The sequence below is a fragment of the Sulfurimonas sp. genome (assembly GCF_014859695.1).
Lineage (GTDB): Bacteria > Campylobacterota > Campylobacteria > Campylobacterales > Sulfurimonadaceae > Sulfurimonas.
The window spans coordinates 1-19,589 of sequence record NZ_JACUTS010000035.1; the positions used below are offsets into that span (position 1 = coordinate 1).

Genomic DNA, 19,589 nt, shown 5'->3' on the forward strand with positions numbered 1-19,589 from the left:
GGGGTTGTAGGGACATTTGTCCCTGCCACTAAAACGGACGAGTTCGTTTTAGTGCATAACATCAGTAAATAATTCTACCTCCTCAGAGGTAAGCTTCAGTGCCTAAGCGGCTAGCGTAGCAAATTTGGGCTTAGCTCAAATTGCGTTCAAAAATAGAGTCTAATAGTAAAAACGGCTCCCTCTTGGGAGTTTTTTACACTTAGTTTTCCTCCCATTTTATCCTCAATAATCGTTTTTGCCAGATAGAGCCCGATGCCCGTTCCCTTGTCTTTTTTTGTGCTAAAGTAGGGGTCAAATATCTTCTCTTTTAGTGCATCTTCTATACCCAGAGCATTATCGCAAACTTCGATAGTAATGCTGCCGTTTTCTTCTCTTATATTGATGCTGATTTTACCATCTTGCACAGCTCTCTCTTTTATAGCGTCTTTGGCGTTGACGATGAGGTTGAGCAGGACTTGAGAAAACTCATTTTTATTTGCAAAGAGAGCAGTTTTTTGCGAGGAGTTGATGGATAGTTTGATGTTTAAGTGTCTTATGGGTTCACCGATGATGTTTAAAACACTTTGCAAGGCATCTTCTATGAAAAACTCGGTTTTATTTGCATCATTTTTATAAAAATCTCTAAAGTTATCAACGGTGTTTGACATAAACTCTATTTGAGAAAGTGCGCTTTGCATGGAGTCGGTAAACATCTTATCACTCATTTTTTCTTTTGCTTTAAACGCTTTAAGGTTTTGAAGTATAAGAGAGACTCTTGTGAGCGGCTGCCTCCATTGATGGGCGATGTTCGCAACCATCTCGCCAAGTTCGGCAAGTTTGCTTTGGCTTTGAAGCAGAGTGTCGAGCCTTTGCGCTTGAAGTGCTACAAGATCAAATATGTTTTTAAGCGCTCTTGTAAAGATAACGGTAAAGAGAAGCGCCATAATGACGGCAAAAAGAAGGATAACGCCTATCATTTTATTGTTATAGCTTTTTGTTTTTTGTAGCGTTGCCTCATTTTCAACGAGGAGCATATCTACTTTATGCTCCCCTACAAAAAGCGGCTGTAAAAGATGTTTTTTCTCCCTTGCCTCATCTTTTATGTCGGCTTTTGTCCACGCAAGCTCCTGTTTGTGGTGCTTGATAAAGTAGCCCTCTTCATTTACTAAAGAGATATCATAAAGTGTCGAGCTTATAAGGTTTTGTAAAAATGCGTCCATAAAAACATTGATGATTAAGATTCCCATAAATTTTTCATTGCGGTAGATAGGCGTGGCAAATCGAATTACAGATCTATGCGGAATCTCCACCTTTTCATGTTCTACATTAAGGTCGATATTTGAGATAAAAACCTCATTTTGCCCCATTTTTAAGACCTCTTGAAAATAGTCTCTCTGTGCCTTGTCTTGCAGATTTGGCGTTTTTTTGATTTTTTTCGACTCTCTGTCTCTCTCAAACCTCAAAAGCTCCAAACCATTTTTATCTATATAACGCATCTGCATATAATCTTTATTTGCATCCATCAGCGTTATAAAAAGCAGATTTACAAAGTAGTTTTCTTTGGAGTTGAGAGCAAAATCTAAAAACTGTTCATTTTGTGAAACGGCTAGCAGCGCATCTTTTTTCATCTTTATATGCGCATCAAATTTCTCTTTTTTCTCACCGCTTTGAAGCTTTGTCTCTTTTAAAAACTGCTGTGCTTGCTGCTCTTTTGAAAAATAGAGATGCACAACGGCGATAGAGAGGATTAGGATTAGGGTAAAGATGATATATGAGAAAAAAAGCTTGATGCCGAATTTTAATTTATTCATAGCTGCTTATCTTGTACCCTGCATTTCTTACATTGAGTATAAAGTTCTCTTGCAGTTTAGCGCGCAGTTTTTTTATCTGCGTTCTTAGCGTGTTGTCCTGCACCTCTTTGTTGTCCCAAACGTAATCTTTTAAAATATCGGTGGTTATGATTTGGTTTATGTTTTTACTCAAAATGTAGAGAAGTTTCTTTTCATGCACACTTAAATCAACTGCTTCATCTTTGTAAAAAAGCCTCATAGTGCTAAGATCAAAACGATAATTTTCACTGATTTTCATACTGTTTTTCGCCGCATCTTTATGCAAAGTTTGGTTAATTCTAAGCTCCAACTCTTCAAGCAAAAAAGGCTTTCTTACATAGTCGCTGCACCCTAAATCATACCCCTTTTTGACATGTTCTATATCGCTTTGGGCAGTTATGTAGATTGCGGGAGTCATTATGTTTTCTTTGCGAATCTCTCTAAGCGTCTCAAAACCGTTTTTTTTAGGCGTGTTAATGTCGAGCAAAAATATGTCGTAGTTTTGCAAGAGAGCGTTGTCTAAAAGCGCTTCGCCATCATGAAAATAGTCAACCTGATGGTCGTTTAACTCAAAATAGTTTTGTATCTCTTTGCAGATAAATTCGTCGTCTTCTAAAAGGAGTATTTTCATCTTAACCTAATCTCTCAGCACTTTAGCGGCACTTTTGTCTATTATCATTATAATGTAATCTCAAATGCAGGAGTAATTTATGAAAATTATAACACTTATTTTATTTTTATCTTTTTTTGTTCTCTTTAGGGAGTCGGCAGCAGCTTCAAACAGCTTGGCTAAAGAGACATCGCCCTATCTTTTACAGCATAAAGATAATCCGGTTGATTGGTACCCTTGGGGTGAAGAGGCATTTCTTAAGGCTAAAAAAGAGAACAAACTTATCTTCCTCTCCATTGGGTACTCTACATGTCACTGGTGTCATGTGATGGCGCATGAGAGTTTTGAAAACGAGCATCTCGCAAAACTGCTCAACAAATATTTTGTAAGCATAAAAATTGACAGAGAGGAGCTTCCGCATATAGACAGTTTTTATCAAAAGGTTTATAGAACTATGAACTCAAAAGGCGGCGGCTGGCCTTTGACAATTATGATGAGTGCTGATAAAAAGCCCTTTTTTAGCGGAACTTATGTTCCTTTGTCTGAGGGTTACGGTTCTCGTGGTTTAGTGGATATTATAAACAGCGTTGCAACAATCTCTCATCAAAGGTTAGCTCAAATTGGCGAAAAAGTGCTTTTGTCAGTTGAGCAGAGTCAAAAGTTTTCAAATCAGAAAGTCCAGCTTATGTCAGGTCTTGCAAACAAAACAATCAGCGACTTTAAGTCATATTACGACTTTAATAACAGCGGTTTTTCAAATCGACCGAAATTTCCCGAGGCTTCAAAAATCACACTGCTTTTAAAACTTTACGAGATAACAAAAAACAAAGAGAGCCTTGATATGGCCCTTATGTCACTGGATGCTATGGCAAAAGGCGGGATTTACGATCAGATAGAGGGCGGTTTTTATAGATATACGGTCGATGAGAAGTGGCAGATTCCCCATTTTGAGAAGATGCTCTACACAAACGGAGAACTTCTTGAAGCCTACTCTTTGGCATACAAACATACCAAAAACCCTCTTTATAAAAAAATCATAGACGAGACAATCGCGCAAATGGACAGAAGATTTCAAATCGGCGGCGTCTACATGAGTGCGAGCAATGCCGATAGTAAAAACCGTGAGGGAAAAAACGAGGAGGGATATTACTTTGTCTATGAGCATGATGAGGCATTTGAGTATCTCAAAAAAAGAGGTTTAAAAGAGTCGGTAATAAACGCTGCACTAGGGTATCTTGGAATTTCCGAAGATGGAAACTTTGAGGGGCACTTGAGCAATCCGCATATCACGGCAGATGTCGCACCAAAAGCTCTTCAAAGGGTAAAAGAGCTGCTTTTGGAGATGCGAAAAACAAGAGAGTATCCGTTTATTGACAATAAAATAAATACGGCATGGAATGCTCTATATATCAAAGGGAAGTTTAAAGCGGGTGCAGTTGATAAAAAGTACATATTAGAAGCAAAAAAATCTCTTGACGCTCTGCTTGAGAAGATGTATGTCAAGGGCGAGCTTTATCATCAAAGTATTCCAAATGTAAAACCTACGCAAAAAGCTCTGCTTGAGGATTATGCTTTTTTAACAAGCGCTCTTTTTGAGGCATATCAAGCGACCTTAGAGCAAAAATATTTCAATCTATATAAACAACTTGTTGCAAAAAGTATAACGCTCTTCTATAAAAATGGTAGATGGCTAGAGTCAAACGACGGCTTTGAAACATACGCGGATATTAGCGAAAGAGCCTACGCAAGTGCATTGGCACAGCAAAGTATCAACCTTTTAAACTATGCCACCGTTTTGGCTGATATGAAAAAGTTTGCGATGGCAAAAGATATGATAGAAAGTTTTAGCAGTGCAATAAACGCAAATCCCTCAAGCTACCCGACCGCCACGCTAGCATCTCTTATGTTTGAGCATGATAGTGTTTTTATAAAGTCAACAAAAAGTAATTTGGAGAGTTTTGATACAAACGAAATAAAGCACCCCTTTGTTTACAAGTATGTTTATGACGCAAACGAGTATCTGGCATGCAAGATAAACAGCTGTTTTAGTTACGACGCAGAGTTTGAAAAAGTGAAAAAAGATATTGAATCTCTCCTAAAGAGGTAAAAGCACTTTGTAGGCACTTTAGAGAGGTATTATTTCTTAACTACAATAGTTTTTAAGGAATAAATATGTTAGATTTGGCTTTCAAAAACAAACATCTTATTATTGTTTTGTCACTACTCATCGCTGTAATTAGCGCCATCGTCATTGGACGCTTACCCGTCGATATTCTACCCAATTACAATACGCCTGCCGTTCAGGTACTAACACTTTATCCCGGTATGCCTGCAGAGGTGATGGAAAAAGACATCACAAGCCGTATTGAACGCTGGACTGGGCAGTCAAACGGGATTGTCAAGCAAGAGAGCAAAAGTATGATCGGAGTGAGTATCGTCAAGAACTTTTTTAGCGAAGAGACCGATCCCAATGCGGCACTTTCTCAAGTCACCTCATTGGCGATGTCGGATTTGTATTATCTGCCGCCGGGGACCGTTCCTCCGATGGTGATGCCGTACGATCCCACCGCATCGACCCCTTTGGCACTGCTGGCGGTGAGCAGTGAGAGCATGAGCGAGAAAGAGCTTTATGATGTTGCCTATTTTCAGCTGCGCAATCTGCTGGGTTCGGTGGAGGGGATTATCGCCCCTGCGGTGTATGGAGGAAAACTTCGCCGTATTTTTTTGTATGTTCATCCCCAAAAATTGCAAGCATACAATCTCTCTCAGAGCGATGTCCTTGCTGCATTGCAAAAAAACAATGTGATGATACCCACGGGTGATGTGAACATCGGAAACATCAATTACAGCGTCAATGCCAACGGGATGCTGCCTGAGGTGGATGATTTTAACAATATTGTCATCAAAATAGGAGCAAACGGCGCCCCGATCTTTTTAAAAGATATCGGTTACGCCAAAGACTCCAGTGCCATTCAGACCAATGTCGTTCATATCAACGGCAAACGGCAGGTCTACATCCCTATTTACAAGCGCACAGGTGCCAACACCATCGCATCCGTAAATGCGGTAAAAGAGAAGCTCTCAGAACTCAAAGAGCGTCTGCCGGCATCCATAAATCTTGACGTCATTCTTGATCAGTCAAGCTATGTGCGCCACTCGATCGACGGACTGATCAAAGAGGGCATTATCGGGCTGATATTGGTCTCGGGGGCTTTGCTGTTGTTTTTGGGAAATATACGCTCGACGTTTATCGTGGGCTTAAGTATTCCTCTCTCGGTGATGTTCGCCTTTATCGGACTCTATTTTACAGGTGACACCATCAACTCTATTACTCTGGGCGGTATCGCCTTGGTTATCGGCTTATTGGTAGATGACAGTATTGTTGTGCTTGAAAATATCGACAAACATCTAAAACTGGGGAAAACATCGGCTCAAGCGGCGTACGATGGCGCCAAAGAGGTCGCCTTGCCGGTGCTGGTAACGACTTTGACCATCATCATCGTCTTCTTTCCGATTCTGTTTTTGACCGGTATCTCCAAATTTCTCTTTGCTCCCTTGGCAATCACTGTTTCGCTGGCGATGATTGGTTCTAGATTCTTTTCAATGACGCTTGTTCCCATTATGGCGGCGGCATTTTTCAAGGGTTACGACAAAGAGCGCAAACCTAAAGGATTTTTAGGCGCGTTTGAAAAAGGGGTAGATGCGCTGACACGCCGCTATGTCCGAACCATGGACGGTGTGCTTAAAATGCGATGGCTGATTTTAGGCATGGTTTTGGCGCTGTTTCTCCTATCTTTATTCGGATTTCAAAAAATCGGACGGGAGTTGTTCCCTCAAATGGATGTAGGCCAGATCTCTATGGATGTGCGCATGGAGAGCGGAACAAGACTTGAGAGTACGGAGCAGACCATTACACGCATCGAAAACTTTCTTGAAAAAGAGATAGGCGATGATGTCAATCTGATTGTCTCAAACATGGGAGTTCTAAACGATTGGCCGGCGGCATACACCACCAATTCCGGAACGCAAGACAGCACCATTGCCGTACAGCTCAAAGAAAACCATACGACCAAAACAGCCGATTATGTCAAAAGTTTACGCATAAAACTTAAAGAGGAGTTTCCGGGAGTCGGGTTCATTTTCAACACGGGCGGAATCGTTACAAGTGCTTTGAACTTCGGACTTCCATCACCTATCGATGTACAGATAAGCGGAAATGACCTGCATAAAGCGCATGAGATCGCGGTGCAGGTGCGCGAAATTGTTCAAAACATACGAGGCACTGAGGATGTTCGTATCCATCAGCGTTATGACCATCCGGAAATTAAAGTCGACATTGACAGAACAAAAGCGGCAATGTTGGGAATAAATGCAGACGAGGTTGTTAAAAATACAGTTTCAGCTCTCAACTCCTCGGTCAATTTTAAGCCATCGTTTTGGATAGATGAAAAAAACGGTAATCACTATTATGTCGGAGTTACTTACCCTGAAATAGAGTTAGATGATCCAAAATCTGTTGAGAACATTACCATGATGGGAACAAACGGAAAAATAACACAGCTTAAAAATATTGCAACGACATCTCTTACATCGGCTCCTATTGAGATTAATCATCTCGATTTGCAACGCGTTACAGATGTGTATGCTAATGTTGAGGGAAGAGACATCGGCTCAGTTGCAACCGAAGTAGAGCAGGAGCTCCAAGAGTTGCGCAAAGAGATTCCTGATGGGTATAAAGTAGAGATAAAAGGGGAGATACAAAGCATGAAGGAGAGCTTTAGTAACCTGGGTTTAGGTTTGGCGCTTGCTGTTTTTCTTGTCTATCTGGTTATTGTTCCGCTGCTGCGCTCATTTACTCTACCGCTAATTATTATCGCAGTTATCCCTTTGGGACTTATCGGTGTTGTTGCAATGCTCTTGGCAACAGATACTTATCTTAATATACAATCTATGATGGGGATCATTATGATGGTGGGAATTACCGTTGCCTATAGCAATCTGCTCGTTGATAAAATGAACAATCTTTACAATGAAGGCAAAAATCTGCACGAAGCAATTAAAGAGGGGGTTGCGAACCGCTTCCGCCCTATTATTATGACGGCAACGGTTGCCATCTTGGCGATGGTGCCTATGGCGCTTGGGTACGAAACGGGCGGAGAAGCCAATGTTCCGCTGGCTCGCGCCATTATCGGCGGCGTTGGGGCGGCAACAGTCTTATCACTGTTCGTTGTCCCTATCTTGTTCTTTATGTTCAATAAAAAAAGCTCAACAATAAAAGGAAAATAATATGCACTCACTTCTATCCATTTTAAGCATTGCTGTTTTACTCTTTAGCGGATGCACAGACGATGCTTCCCAAAAAGAGGCTAAAACAGAAGAAAAAAGCACTCCGAGTGTTCTTGTTGCCAATGCGCAAACACATGACTTTAATGCCTCTGTCTCTATTGCAGGGAGTGCAAAACCGAATCAGCAGGTTCAGATATATGCCATGAGCGACGGGTATCTCAAACAGACAACCGTCGATATCGGAGATTTTGTCCGCGGGGGAGATGTTGTTGCCGTATTGGACAACCCTGAACTGCTTAGCCAAAGAGCAAAACTACAGGCGGAGTTTAACGGTAAAAAAGCACTCTATGAGAGACTTAGAAATGTTTATGAAAAAACGCCGCAGCTTACCAGCGTTTTTGATGTAGAGAATGCCAAGGCCGAGTTTGAAAGCCTTAAAGCAGAGCTGAGCGCCGTAGCGGTACAGATTGCTTATCTGAGTGTAAAAGCCCCTTTTTCGGGAGTGATAACTCAGCGTTTTGTCGACAAAGGGGCTATCATTCAAAATGCACTGAACAACGCAAACAGTGCCGCATTGTTTGAGATTCAAGATATTGATCCGATTCGTTTAAATGTCCATGTTCCCGAGAGCGACGCACCGCTCATACATAAAGGGATGATCGCAAATATTGTTTTTCCTGAATTGCCAAATCAAGATTTCAACGCGAAGGTCTCCCGTACCTCTTTTGGCTTGAATGAGGCTACTAGAACCATGGAGGTGCAAATCGATATTGCCAACAAAGAGTTTACGATACGCCCGGGAATGTACGCCAAAGTCAACATCTCAATCAACGGGCATAAAGATACACTCTCCGTCTTAAACGAAGCACTCGGCAATATAAAGGGAGAGTCTTTTGTTTACGTGGTTGAGAACCAAAAGGTTAGAAAAGTAGTCGTCAAAACAGGAATCCGAGACAACAAGTTTACAGAAATTATCAACGGCGACATAGATGCTGAGGATGCGGTTGTCGTTCAGGGAAAAGAGTTCTGCTCTGATGGCGCATCGGTTGATGCCAAATCTTTGACAAACAAAAAGGAGCGACCGCTATGAAAACCATGAGATATGCTCTTATTAGTGCTCTTTTTAGTGCACTACTTTGTGCTAACGAGACGATGCCTGTTGACTTGCAGAGCGTTTTGCAATTGGGCGGTGCAAACAACCTCACCATCAAAGAGTTCCAATCAAAGCAGGAAGAGGCATTGAGGGATTTGGAAAAAACCAAAGAGTGGTGGCTGCCAAATATTTATGCAGGGGTGAAAACCCAGCAGTTATGGGGAGCCGCAATGAACGGCAACGGCAATTTTTATACCGATGTCGACAGCGACAATCTCTGGGGCGGAGTAGGGGTAAAGATGCGGCTTGACTTTGCCGAGGGCATCTATAAAACCAAGGCGGCACAATTAAGTGCAAAGGCGTACTCTTATGAGAGCGATGCCGAAAAAAACAGGGTACTCCTTTCATGTGTAAATGCTTACTATGATATGGCGTTTGAGCAGTTGAAATACGGCGCATACAAAAATTTGGCAGAGCAATCCGATCTGCTTATGCAGCAGATAGGGCTTCAGGTGGAGGCGGGTCTGCGCTATCAGTCAGAGCTACTGTTGGCTAAAGGTAATCATGCACATCTGAAACTGGAGATGATGAACGCGCAATCCGACTATGGGCGCAAATCGACAGAGTTGGTACGCCTTCTTAATCTTAAAAGCAACATCAAGCTCTCTAGTGTCGAAAACTTTCTGCTTCCTTTGGATTTTCAAGCAGGGCCCGGTGGAGATGATGATAGGGCGGAAACCAAAGCCATAGACACCTCGATTCTCTCATTGCAAGAACAAAAAAAGAGTATTACCAAGGGTCTTTGGATGCCTGAGTTAAGCATCGATACTTATGCCTCCTATTTTGGAGGTTTGAGCGGTGATGTGACACCTGTAGTACCAAACCAAGGCTCAAAACAGCTCTACCCGACACAGGCTTTGAATGTCTCTTTGTTATGGAATATACCGCTGGGAGAGCTTCTTTATCGTTCAAACGAGGAGAGATACAATGCGAAAATCCAAACAGAGCGGGTAAAACTGCAACAAATGAAAGCACAGATCAACGAAGAGGTTACCAATGCTACCCAAGATATAGAGTTGGGAAAAGAGAAAATAATTCTCTCGAAAGAGGCATTAAATATGACAGAAGAGGCATTGAGCCAAAGTATAGAACGCCAGAAACTTGGAACAGCAAAGCCATTTGAAGTGTTTCAGGTACAGCAGTTTTATTTGCAAGCACAGCTTAATCACTTAAGGGCGATCAGTGATTACAACAAAGCTCAGTTTGCTTTAAAAGTAGCAAAAGGCGAGACGCTTTAGCTTCCCTAAAGTATTCCAAATGTAAAACCTGTGCAAAAAGCTTTGCTTGAAGATTACTCTTTTTTGATAAGCACTCTTTTTGAAGCATATCAAGCTGTTTTAGCTACGACGCAGAGTTTGAAAAAGTGAAAAAAGATATTGAGTCTCTTCAATAACCCCTGATTTAATTGAGTTTTAAAATTTTTTTGCTATTATCACACACAAGTATAAATGAGGATTGTGCTATGAAAAATGAGATAGAAAAGTTTGATAAATATCTTAAAAAAATGAGTAAAAATAGGCTCAATGCCTTAGGTGAAGTTGGTTTTATACTTCTTAGTCTTATGAAAAAACAAGCTGACACAAACATGCAACCGCTTATCAACAGGATAACGGCAGAACAAGAGTTTGAATCTATTGAAAAAGCTAATATGTTCTTAAAGACATACTTTGATTTTCACAATAAATTTATCAATTATACTTCTGCTATGTTTATGATAGAAGATGAAGAGAAGTTTGCTATGCGAATAGAAAACCTTGTGACTTATCTTTTAAAAAGTGTGCCGATTCAAGAGCAAAAAAAGTTTATTGTCGACTTTGTAGACATGGTTTATGATGAAGTTTTTGAAGAGTTTGCGTTTAGTATTGCAGAAAATGAAGACCCTGCCCAAAGTATGGCAAAAGCTACAAAAATTTTTGGAAGTGAAGGGTTGGCTTTTCTGTTTTACTCATTAATCGGCATTACTCATGAATTGGAAGAAGATAAAAGCATCACAACTCAAAAACAGATGACAGAACTAGCAACTCCCATATTTGTATTTTTGTTAGCTCTTAATGAGCAAAGAAAAAATCAATTTTTAGAGCAAAGTCCAACAGAAGAGAGTCAATCTGCTAACAACTCTTTTTACAATGTAGGTAGAAATGACCCATGCCCCTGTGGGAGTGGGAGAAAATATAAAAAATGCTGTCTCAATAAAAATGAGCGAAAGTCAGATGCCATAACCGTTACCGAAAAACCCTCAAATGCCCGAGAATCTCTTAGTGAAAAAGAGATAGGAGAGTTTTACAATACTTGGACAAAGTTTTTTGAATTTGGATCGAAAATCTACTCCCAAATGTACGATTTAAAATATAAAAAATCATATATAAAAGATGAGCATGGAAGATTTACCCTAGATGAAGATGTGATTGATTCAAATCTAGCAAGTGATATAAGGGGTTTTATTGCTATTAATTTTCAAAAACTAAGCGATGAATTTCAATCAACAAGAGCATCGAAAAAAGATAAAGAGATTATAGAGCAGATGAGTCTTTCTTATAAGTTTTCAAAGTTTTACATCTCCTCAATTTTTGGAGACGGAAGTGCAGTGCTTTTTGATACACAAAGCGAGATAAGCTATTTTGTACACTCTTTGTACGATCCTCTTGGTATAATGATTGAACCGTATCAGCTTTTTGAAACTACACTTCTGTTTTATAAAGGCAGAATTATAGCAGATGGGATTTACGCACTCTACAATATGCAGATAGGTGACAATATGAAACAAATGCTTCAAAAAAGTTATGAAGAAAGTTCCCAGAACATACAGCTTGTTCTATCAAAAAATGAGGTTAAACATAAAATTTATCAGCTCAAAATCAACATAAAAGGCTCAAAGCCAAATATCTGGAGAAAAGTACAAGTACCGGCAAGTTTTAGCTTTTATGGACTTCATGCAGTTATTCAAACTCTTTTTGATTGGCATAATTCACATCTTTGGGAGTTTATCACACAAAATGGAAGCTATCTAGATGAAGAAGAGGTTTCACAAGGAGTATTTTCAGAAAAAAAAGAGTTTCCGGCACAAAAATTTAGTATAGAACATGTTCTTAAAAATGAAAAAGATAAGATGCTTTATGTGTATGATTTTGGGGATGATTGGGCACATGATATAGTCTTAGAAAAAATTATAACTAGCGATGAAGAGCTATTGCGTCCGAAATTTATCAGCGGAAAAAGGGCTGCACCTTTTGAGGATTGCGGCGGGATATATGCTTATAATGAGATAGTGCAAGCTATTGAAAACCCAACAGATGAGAGCAGAGATATGCTAGAAGAGTATGGCATAGAACCTTTTGATACTGATTATTTTGATTCAAAAAGATTAGCGAAACTTCTTGATGGAAACGGGTAGGTTGTAATTTTTGTGCTTGGTTTTGTTCTTTATCGCTTTGTTTTTAAAAAAAGGGTAAAATCCAATCATTAAAAAGAGAAATGGTTGGAAATGAAAAGATTGACAAAAGAAGAAGCGCTTCATCTCATACGAAATGCAGACTTAAAAGAGCTTGGACGGATGGCGACGGCTCGCAAAAAAGAGCTCCATCCCGACAATATTACCACTTTTGTGGTGGATAGAAACATCAACTACACCAACATCTGCTGGGTGGACTGCAAGTTTTGCGCATTTTACAGACATGAAAAAGACGTTGATGCCTATGTTTTGACGTTTGATGAGATAGATGCAAAGATAGACGAACTTCTTGAGATAGGCGGTACGCAGATACTTTTTCAAGGCGGCGTGCATCCAAAGCTCAAAATAGAGTGGTATGAAGATTTGGTCGGGCATATTCACACAAAATACCCCACAATTACAATTCACGGTTTTAGTTCTATCGAAATAGATTTTATCGCTAAAGTCTCGCGCATTAGCGTTGAAGAGGTTTTAGAGAGACTTCATGCAAAAGGTTTGGCTTCCATACCGGGAGCGGGGGCTGAGATACTCTCCGACAAAGTTCGTGACATCATCGCTCCAAAAAAGATTGACTCCGAGGTTTGGATAGATATTCACAGAAAAGCTCATAAACTAGGCATTATGTCGACGGCTACCATGATGTACGGAACTATTGAGACGGACGAAGATATAGTAGAACACTTTGATATGGTGCGCAGACTTCAAGATGAAACAGGTGGTTTTCGCGCTTTTATCATGTGGAGTTTTCAAAGCGACAACACAGAACTTCTCCGCCTTATTCCAGACATGGACAAACCCTCTTCAAACCGATATTTAAGGCTTCTCGCAGTTGCCAGACTCTATCTTGACAATGTGCCAAATATCCAAAGCTCATGGGTAACACAGGGTCCATATATCGGGCAGATGGCTTTGATGTTTGGCGCAAACGATTTGGGTTCTACTATGATGGAAGAGAATGTCGTAAGCTCTGCGGGCGCGGCTTACAAGATGGCAAAAAGTGAGATGGTGCATCTCATAAGAGATATGGGCGAGATACCGGCAGTAAGAAACACGGCGTATGAGATTTTAGAGAAATTTGCATAGATGAAAAAAATAGTTTTAACAATATTGATTTTAGGAAATATACTTATGGCAGCAACAATAGATGAGATAAAAGTAAAAAGTTCAAAAATACCCGTGATTTTTGAAGAGGACAAAAGACTCCCTTTGGTGACCATGCAGTTTATTTTTAAAAACAGCGGAAGTGTTGCGGATGGCACAAAAGCGGGTTTGGCAAAGTTTAGCTCAAGAGTCATGAACGAAGGGACAAAAAAGCTTGGTTCAAACAAGTTTGCCGAGGCGCTTGAGAGCAAAGCTATCCATATATCTGCATCAACCGGCAAAGAGACTTTTGTTTTAGAACTCGGCTGCCTAAAAGAGGAGTTTGACGAGGGGCTCAAATATTTTGAGATGTTGCTAAGCGACCCAAATCTTACAGAGGAGTCGATAAAAAAGGTAAAAACAACTACCTTGGGTTCTCTTGCAAGAAAAGAGAATGACTTTGATTATATCGCCTCAAACGAGCTAAAGGCGCTTCTTTTTGATGGAAGTGTGCTTGCAAATCCGTCTTCTGGAACGATTGAGAGCGTAAAGGGCATTGAGCTCAAAGATGTAAAAGAGTTTCTATCTAAAAATATGGTTAGCTCAAAGCTGATAGTTGCCATAGGCGGCGATGTGGATTTAGAGACTAGCAAAGATAAAATCTCAAAAATTATAGAGTCACTTCCAAAGGGCAAATCAAACGAGCTTATAAAGTATGAAGCCGCTAAAGATGCAAAAGAAAAAGTGCTTTTAAAAGAGACACAGCAGGCTTACGTTTACTTTGGCTCGCCGTACAACATAAGTGTAAACTCAGAGGATTATTACAAAGCGAGAGTTGCCGTTTTTATCTTGGGAGCGGGGGGATTCGGTTCAAGACTTATGGAGGAGATTCGAGTTAAAAAAGGGCTTGCTTATTCAGCGTATGCAAGGTTGGATGTGACAAAATCAAGCAGCTACATGAACGGATATCTTCAGACAAAGTTAGAGTCGCTTGAGGATGCCAAAGAGACGGTAAAGTATGTTATAGAAGATTTTGTAAAACAAGGTGTTACAAAAGAGGAGCTTGAGCAGACAAAGAAGTTTCTGCTTGGAAGCGAACCTTTAAGAGTGGAGACAATGAGCCAAAGATTAAACAGAACTTTTATGGAGTTTTACAACGATCAGGAGATTGGACACTCTTTTGGGGAGCTTGAAAAAATCAAAATGTTGAAACTAAAAGATTTAAATGCGTTTATAAAAGAGCATAAAGAGATTTTAAATATGAGCTTTGCGATAGTAACCAAAGGGTAATATTGAGCTTTTGTATTGCATTTTGCAATATTTTACAGCATCTCTATGAAAAATCGTTATTATAACCATAGCGAGGATTGAAGATGAGCATGACAAAAGAGCAAGAAGAGAAATTTAAAAAACTAGGGCTTAGCAGCTGCATAGAGCTTGCTCTTGTTGTCCCATCCTCTTACGAAGATTTAAGAGTTCACGAGAAACTTCAAATCCACACAATGCAGCTTATAGATGCAACTGTAGAGTCTGTTTGTAGAGCTCCAAATTCACTTCAGATAACTTTCTTTGCCCACAATTTCGGTCATCTTATTACAGGTGTACTGTTTCGCCCAAAACCCTACATGTTGCATCAGTTTAAAGTAGGCGATAGAGATTACTACTACGGAATGGTTGAGTGCAAAAGCGGTTTTTGCAGTATGAGCATGCCCAAAAAAGTGACAAATATCGGCGCGATTACTCCAAAGTACAAATCAGCTCTTAGGAGCGATGTTATGTTTCGACTTATACAAAGTTCTCTTACAAAAGAGAATCTCATCTCAGAGGGGTTAAAAGAGGAGATTGCAGAAGAGCTTTTGCATGTTCATTTTCCTGCGCAGATAGTGCCGAATCTAAGAGATTTGGAACCAAAGATTGTAGATGCTCTTAAGTACAGTGAACTTTTTAGCTACATGAAGCAGCTCTCAAACAAGAGAAGATATTTTAAGGCGTTAACTTCTACATGTAGTGATTATGAGAAGTGGGCGCAAACTCTGCCTTTTAGATTAACGCATGAGCAGGTAAAGAGCATAGAGGAGATAAAAGCAGACTTTAGCAAAGAGCTCTCTGCAAGACGGATGATAGTCGGAGATGTAGGAAGCGGAAAAACTATGGTTATTTTGGCGTCTGCACTTATGATGCTTCCAAATCGCTCAGTTCTTATGGCACCGACGACGATACTAGCAAATCAGCTCTACGCAGAGGCGAAAAAATTTCTCCCAGATATTAAAATCGCACTCGTTACAAGCAAAACAAAAGATATAAATCTAGATGAGTATGACTTCATCATCGGCACGCATGCACTGCTTTACAGAGAGCTCCCATGTGCCTCCCTTGTTATGGTCGATGAGCAGCACCGTTTTGGAACGGCTCAGAGAAATTTGCTTGAGAAGTTGGTAAGCTCAGGAGAGAAAAAACCCCACTTTTTGCAGTTTTCTGCAACTCCCATCCCCAGAACACAGGCGATGATTGAGACGGCGCATATAGATGTTTCACTTATTACAACGACACCTTTTAAAAAAGATATAACAAGCAGAGTCATCCATAAAAACGATTTTAAAGAGCTACTGGAGCATATAAAAATGGAGATACAGAGCGGTAATCAGGTGCTTCTTGTATATCCGCTGGTTGAGCAGAGTGAAGTTTTGGAGTATCAGAGTATTGACGAGGCAAGGGGATTTTGGGAGAAGAGATTTTCTAATGTATATGTAACACATGGGAAGGACAAAGAGAAGGAGGAGGTTTTGCTTGAATTTAACAAAAGCGGCGCTATTCTCATAGCCACTACGGTTGTAGAGGTCGGCATCTCTCTGCCGCGTCTTAGCACAGTCGTTATAGTTGGAGCCGAGAGGTTAGGTCTCTCAACTCTGCATCAGCTTCGCGGACGTGTAAGTCGCACAGGACTCAAAGGCTACTGTTTTTTATATACAAACCAAAGTTCGTCCGAGCGACTAGATAGATTTACACAAACCTCAAGCGGTTTTGACATCGCAAATTTAGATTTGAAGTTTAGAAAAGGCGGTGATTTACTAAAAGGGCATAACCAAAGCGGAAGTCAGTTTAAGTGGGTCGATTTGGCGGAGGATGAAGAGATAGTAAAAAGTGTGAAAGAGGATTTGGGCAAAAGGAAGTAAATTCCTTTTGCAGGACTATTAATAAAGTCCGAACTTTCCGTCGTTTCTCTTGTAAAGAACTCTTGTTTTGCCGTCGTTATCTATGAAGATCTCAAATAGTTTTTTGTTCTCTTTGATGTCGTTTAAAACATCTTCAACTTCACGCGGTTTGTATAGAGTAAGTTCAACTGGAACAATCTCATCTTCCATAGCTTCGCTTGCTTCATGTAGGTCTACACTTGTGTTTGCTTCACTTTTTGCTTCGTTTATGCCATCTTTATGGTGATGGTTGTCTTTGTCATGCATGCGGCGGAGTGCTTTTTGCGCTCTTGCTGTTGCCAAGTCGATAGCAGCGTAAAGATCTTCATCACTCTGTTTGATAACTACTGAGTTTTTATGCGCCAAGTTTATAACAAACTCTATGATGGATAGAGGCTTCCCCTTTTTTGTCTGACTTGTTGCGATTAGATTTACGGATATGATGTCCATATTGTATTTGCTAAGTGTTTCTATTGATGCATTCATGTGTGCTTTTATAGGCTCTGTAAGCTCCACATGTCTTCCTGTTAATGATATATTCATAGTAAATCCTTTTGATTGTAAGTATAAATTATTATATCATTAAATGGTTTAGAATAGCCACAATTTAGAGCTTTTGAATGGTTCTTCTAAAGTAGCGGATAGGCTCGCTGGTTATGCTTGTGTCATTTACGCTTACGGTTACATCCATAAGTACGGAACCGTTCTGCTCGGGAGTTACAATTCCAGTATATGTTTGAGCAACAGTACATGGAGAAGGGTTTGTATATACGTATAGCAAACTTACATTTACGTCATAAAAATCAATTGTATAAGGGGCTATTGTTCTGCAAGGACCCTCTTTTGCGATCTCCAAGAGTGCCAGTTCGGCGGCACTTTTTGCATGAAGAGCCACCTGCTCATAGAGGTACAAGTCTACGGTTCTTTTTGTCGTCTCTGTTGTAAGAGAAAGAGAGAGAGCCATGATGGTAGCGATGATGACGATAATGGCTATTGCCATTATCATAGCAAAGCCTGAGCGCTTTTTGCGAGAGTTTATTCTTAAAATACTGTTTTTTCTTTGCATAACGAATACTCCTCTATTAAATCGCTTTTTACACACACTTGTATCTTTATAATCGAGCCGGTAGCTCTAAACTGAAAAGTACTTACGTCATCCATGATAACTGCACTTTTTGTATTCTCATCACTATAGCTTTCTCCCTCCCAAGGTTGATAGTCGTACCACAATTTTAAAGTACCTGTTTTTGTTGTGTCATCATAATCATCTATTCCGACAGCATAGGCAGTCCAAGCAAGTTGATAGTATTCATAAACGTCTACACCGTTGAAGTTGTTGTCTGCTCCTGTGTCTCCGTTTACCGGGACAAATTGGTTTGCAACACCGTTACTTCTTATTGGGTGCATTGCTTCATTTTGTGTCGTGATTGCACCAACTGCAGTATCCCATCCATACCCAGTTCGTATATCGCTATCTGAGCCAACAAAGTAAATCGCTGCATTGTTTATACCTGTTCCACTACCATGTGACAAAACTCCAATAAGGGTATTTAAGGCTCCAGTATCTGTTCCCGGAGACACCAAAGTAGTAGCATCGGTATTTGGGTCTCTCAAGTCAATTATCCCGCTCCAATGTGGTAGAACTGCCGTGTTTCCGCGGAAGCCGTCAATATCTGTGCCAACCCATTCCAGTATAGGAATATCTGGGTCCGTATTGCCAGCCAGACCTACAAATGAATTATCGGTAGTTCTTCTTGCAATAATAGAATCTTTTATGCGGTACTGAAGTCTTGAAGCGATGGTCTCAACAGCAGCTTCGCTTTGAGACTGAAGTCTGTTGTTGACACTTGAAAATATAAAACTTTTATATGCTTGAGAGAGAAGCTCAATGCCAAATTTTGCCAAGATCCCCATTATTACTATTACGAAAATAAGTTCCAGAAGAGTAAAAGCTGCTCTACGCATTAAAATCTCCTTCTGTAGTAGTCTGTTTCGCCGATGTTTGCGCTGTATATGCTAAGAGAGGTTACAACATCTCCATCGGTGTTGCGTACGGAAGCGGTAAGCACTTTTACGTTTGGATCACCTAATCCTTGAGCTACTGCCATAGTGCCGGTATAATTATCTTTATAGCTGGCAGCATCTGTTGCAGGATTGTCAAAAATAGTTTGATTCGCATGAACAGCATTGTTTAAGTTTGGGAAAGTAGCATCCGCCGTATTTGAAAGCCCTGTAGTATTGCTGTCTAAACATCTTCTATGATACGGTTGATTGACATGCCCCGGTCTTAGTCTGTCGGCATCGCAGCCGCCATTGACTTCTATTACTCGCTCTAATCTGCTTGCGGCAGCATCTTGCATGGAGTTTAGATCCCAGTAGTATGACGTCGCTCCCATAAGTTCAGCAGAAGCGGCGAAAATTGCTTCTTGAACAATGTTTTGCTCAATTCCTCTTGATGTCGTTTGGATCATCATAGGAAGAGAGAGAACTGCAATAGAGATCACAACAATAGCAAATATGAGCTCTATCATAGTAAAAGCGGCTCTGCTAAGAGCGTTTTTTCTCATTACCACATTATTCTCCTATTTGTCGTTGCTCCTTCAGGAGTTGTAGTGGTGGTGTCTGTCTCATTCTCGCCTGTCCACACACCTATATTGTCAAACTCCACTTGGAACTCGTTTCTGGTAGCCGTCGGGACATCTTCGTTATAGATGAGCCACGGAGATGCATCATTGTTCATGGTTGTTCTGTATGGATAGCCTTTGCTTTCGTTATATGTTAAATCCGTAGTAGGTTTCCAAGTTACAGAATACTCAACTGGTGATGCAGTTACAATGTCGTCCGTTGGATTTGCAGGAGTTGCATCTTTTTGCGTAACCGTACCTATAATTCCATCATTTGTACTATTGTGTTTATCATTTATAAACCATCTTAAGTCATCTGTATTTTTTGAAGCAACACCGTTTGGAAGCAGAGTTTTAACACAATCCGTTCCGGAACAGTATGACTCAAA

15 protein-coding genes are annotated in these 19,589 nt (G+C 40.4%); 8 read left to right on the forward strand and 7 right to left on the reverse strand.

What is annotated here, in order from left to right:
* Positions 1-146: 146 nt before the first annotated feature.
* Positions 147-1,790 carry a HAMP domain-containing sensor histidine kinase gene (locus IBX42_RS07415; protein ID WP_294931064.1) on the reverse strand — a complete coding sequence of 548 codons (1,644 nt, stop codon included), beginning with the start codon at positions 1,788-1,790 and terminating at the stop codon, positions 147-149.
* On the reverse strand, positions 1,783-2,439 hold the full coding sequence (locus tag IBX42_RS07420; RefSeq protein ID WP_294931066.1) for a response regulator transcription factor: 657 nt from the start codon (positions 2,437-2,439) through the stop codon (positions 1,783-1,785). Before IBX42_RS07420 ends, IBX42_RS07415 begins: the two co-directional genes overlap by 8 nt.
* Positions 2,440-2,518: 79 nt before the next feature.
* On the opposite strand from IBX42_RS07420, the gene IBX42_RS07425 reads away from it, so the two are divergent.
* From IBX42_RS07425 to recG, 8 genes are all read left to right on the forward strand, one after another.
* Positions 2,519-4,525, forward strand: a complete 2,007-nt coding sequence (locus tag IBX42_RS07425) for a thioredoxin domain-containing protein (protein WP_294931069.1) — start codon at positions 2,519-2,521, stop codon at positions 4,523-4,525.
* Between the two features lie 65 nt (positions 4,526-4,590).
* Positions 4,591-7,704 (forward strand): efflux RND transporter permease subunit, encoded by a 3,114-nt coding sequence (locus tag IBX42_RS07430; RefSeq protein ID WP_294931072.1) that lies wholly within the window; start codon positions 4,591-4,593, stop codon positions 7,702-7,704.
* Position 7,705: 1 nt separating this feature from the next.
* Entirely contained in the window at positions 7,706-8,794 is a 1,089-nt protein-coding gene (locus tag IBX42_RS07435) for an efflux RND transporter periplasmic adaptor subunit (protein ID WP_294931075.1), read from the forward strand.
* Entirely contained in the window at positions 8,791-10,095 is a 1,305-nt protein-coding gene (locus tag IBX42_RS07440) for a TolC family protein (protein WP_294931078.1), read from the forward strand. Before IBX42_RS07435 ends, IBX42_RS07440 begins: the two co-directional genes overlap by 4 nt.
* A 224-nt stretch (positions 10,096-10,319) precedes the next feature.
* Positions 10,320-12,248, forward strand: coding sequence for an SEC-C metal-binding domain-containing protein (locus tag IBX42_RS07445; RefSeq protein WP_294931082.1), 1,929 nt, complete (start codon positions 10,320-10,322; stop codon positions 12,246-12,248).
* Positions 12,249-12,338: 90 nt separating this feature from the next.
* Positions 12,339-13,388 carry a dehypoxanthine futalosine cyclase gene (locus tag IBX42_RS07450; RefSeq protein WP_294931085.1) on the forward strand — a complete coding sequence of 350 codons (1,050 nt, stop codon included), beginning with the start codon at positions 12,339-12,341 and terminating at the stop codon, positions 13,386-13,388.
* Entirely contained in the window at positions 13,389-14,675 is a 1,287-nt protein-coding gene (locus IBX42_RS07455) for a pitrilysin family protein (RefSeq protein WP_294931088.1), read from the forward strand. It abuts the gene before it with no gap.
* An 83-nt stretch (positions 14,676-14,758) separates the two neighbouring features.
* Positions 14,759-16,558 (forward strand): ATP-dependent DNA helicase RecG, encoded by a 1,800-nt coding sequence (gene recG, locus IBX42_RS07460; RefSeq protein ID WP_294931091.1) that lies wholly within the window; start codon positions 14,759-14,761, stop codon positions 16,556-16,558.
* 18 nt (positions 16,559-16,576) lie between these two features.
* Here recG and raiA read toward each other — a convergent pair whose 3' ends face one another.
* The 5 genes from raiA to IBX42_RS07485 all read right to left on the reverse strand — a co-directional run.
* On the reverse strand, positions 16,577-17,119 hold the full coding sequence (gene raiA, locus IBX42_RS07465; protein ID WP_294931094.1) for a ribosome-associated translation inhibitor RaiA: 543 nt from the start codon (positions 17,117-17,119) through the stop codon (positions 16,577-16,579).
* A 64-nt stretch (positions 17,120-17,183) separates the two neighbouring features.
* Entirely contained in the window at positions 17,184-17,642 is a 459-nt protein-coding gene (locus IBX42_RS07470; protein WP_294931097.1) for a hypothetical protein, read from the reverse strand.
* Entirely contained in the window at positions 17,618-18,541 is a 924-nt protein-coding gene (locus IBX42_RS07475; RefSeq protein WP_294931100.1) for a prepilin-type N-terminal cleavage/methylation domain-containing protein, read from the reverse strand. The genes IBX42_RS07470 and IBX42_RS07475 overlap by 25 nt, the downstream gene beginning before the upstream one ends.
* Positions 18,541-19,149, reverse strand: a complete 609-nt coding sequence (locus IBX42_RS07480; RefSeq protein ID WP_294931103.1) for a type II secretion system protein — start codon at positions 19,147-19,149, stop codon at positions 18,541-18,543. The genes IBX42_RS07475 and IBX42_RS07480 overlap by 1 nt, the downstream gene beginning before the upstream one ends.
* Positions 19,143-19,589, reverse strand: a 447-nt coding sequence (locus IBX42_RS07485) for a hypothetical protein (protein WP_294931106.1), incomplete at its 5' end; no start/stop codon positions are given. The genes IBX42_RS07485 and IBX42_RS07480, both read right to left, overlap by 7 nt.

Bases quoted from the DNA above. Each gene is read 5' to 3' on its own strand.
- IBX42_RS07415 (WP_294931064.1), bottom strand. From the start codon at position 1,790: ATGAATAAATTAAAATTCGGCATCAAGCTTTTTTTCTCATATATCATC.
- IBX42_RS07420 (WP_294931066.1), bottom strand. From the start codon at position 2,439: ATGAAAATACTCCTTTTAGAAGACGACGAATTTATCTGCAAAGAGATA.
- IBX42_RS07425 (WP_294931069.1), top strand. From the start codon at position 2,519: ATGAAAATTATAACACTTATTTTATTTTTATCTTTTTTTGTTCTCTTT.
- IBX42_RS07430 (WP_294931072.1), top strand. From the start codon at position 4,591: ATGTTAGATTTGGCTTTCAAAAACAAACATCTTATTATTGTTTTGTCA.
- IBX42_RS07435 (WP_294931075.1), top strand. From the start codon at position 7,706: ATGCACTCACTTCTATCCATTTTAAGCATTGCTGTTTTACTCTTTAGC.
- IBX42_RS07440 (WP_294931078.1), top strand. From the start codon at position 8,791: ATGAAAACCATGAGATATGCTCTTATTAGTGCTCTTTTTAGTGCACTA.
- IBX42_RS07445 (WP_294931082.1), top strand. From the start codon at position 10,320: ATGAAAAATGAGATAGAAAAGTTTGATAAATATCTTAAAAAAATGAGT.
- IBX42_RS07450 (WP_294931085.1), top strand. From the start codon at position 12,339: ATGAAAAGATTGACAAAAGAAGAAGCGCTTCATCTCATACGAAATGCA.
- IBX42_RS07455 (WP_294931088.1), top strand. From the start codon at position 13,389: ATGAAAAAAATAGTTTTAACAATATTGATTTTAGGAAATATACTTATG.
- recG (WP_294931091.1), top strand. From the start codon at position 14,759: ATGAGCATGACAAAAGAGCAAGAAGAGAAATTTAAAAAACTAGGGCTT.
- raiA (WP_294931094.1), bottom strand. From the start codon at position 17,119: ATGAATATATCATTAACAGGAAGACATGTGGAGCTTACAGAGCCTATA.
- IBX42_RS07470 (WP_294931097.1), bottom strand. From the start codon at position 17,642: ATGCAAAGAAAAAACAGTATTTTAAGAATAAACTCTCGCAAAAAGCGC.
- IBX42_RS07475 (WP_294931100.1), bottom strand. From the start codon at position 18,541: ATGCGTAGAGCAGCTTTTACTCTTCTGGAACTTATTTTCGTAATAGTA.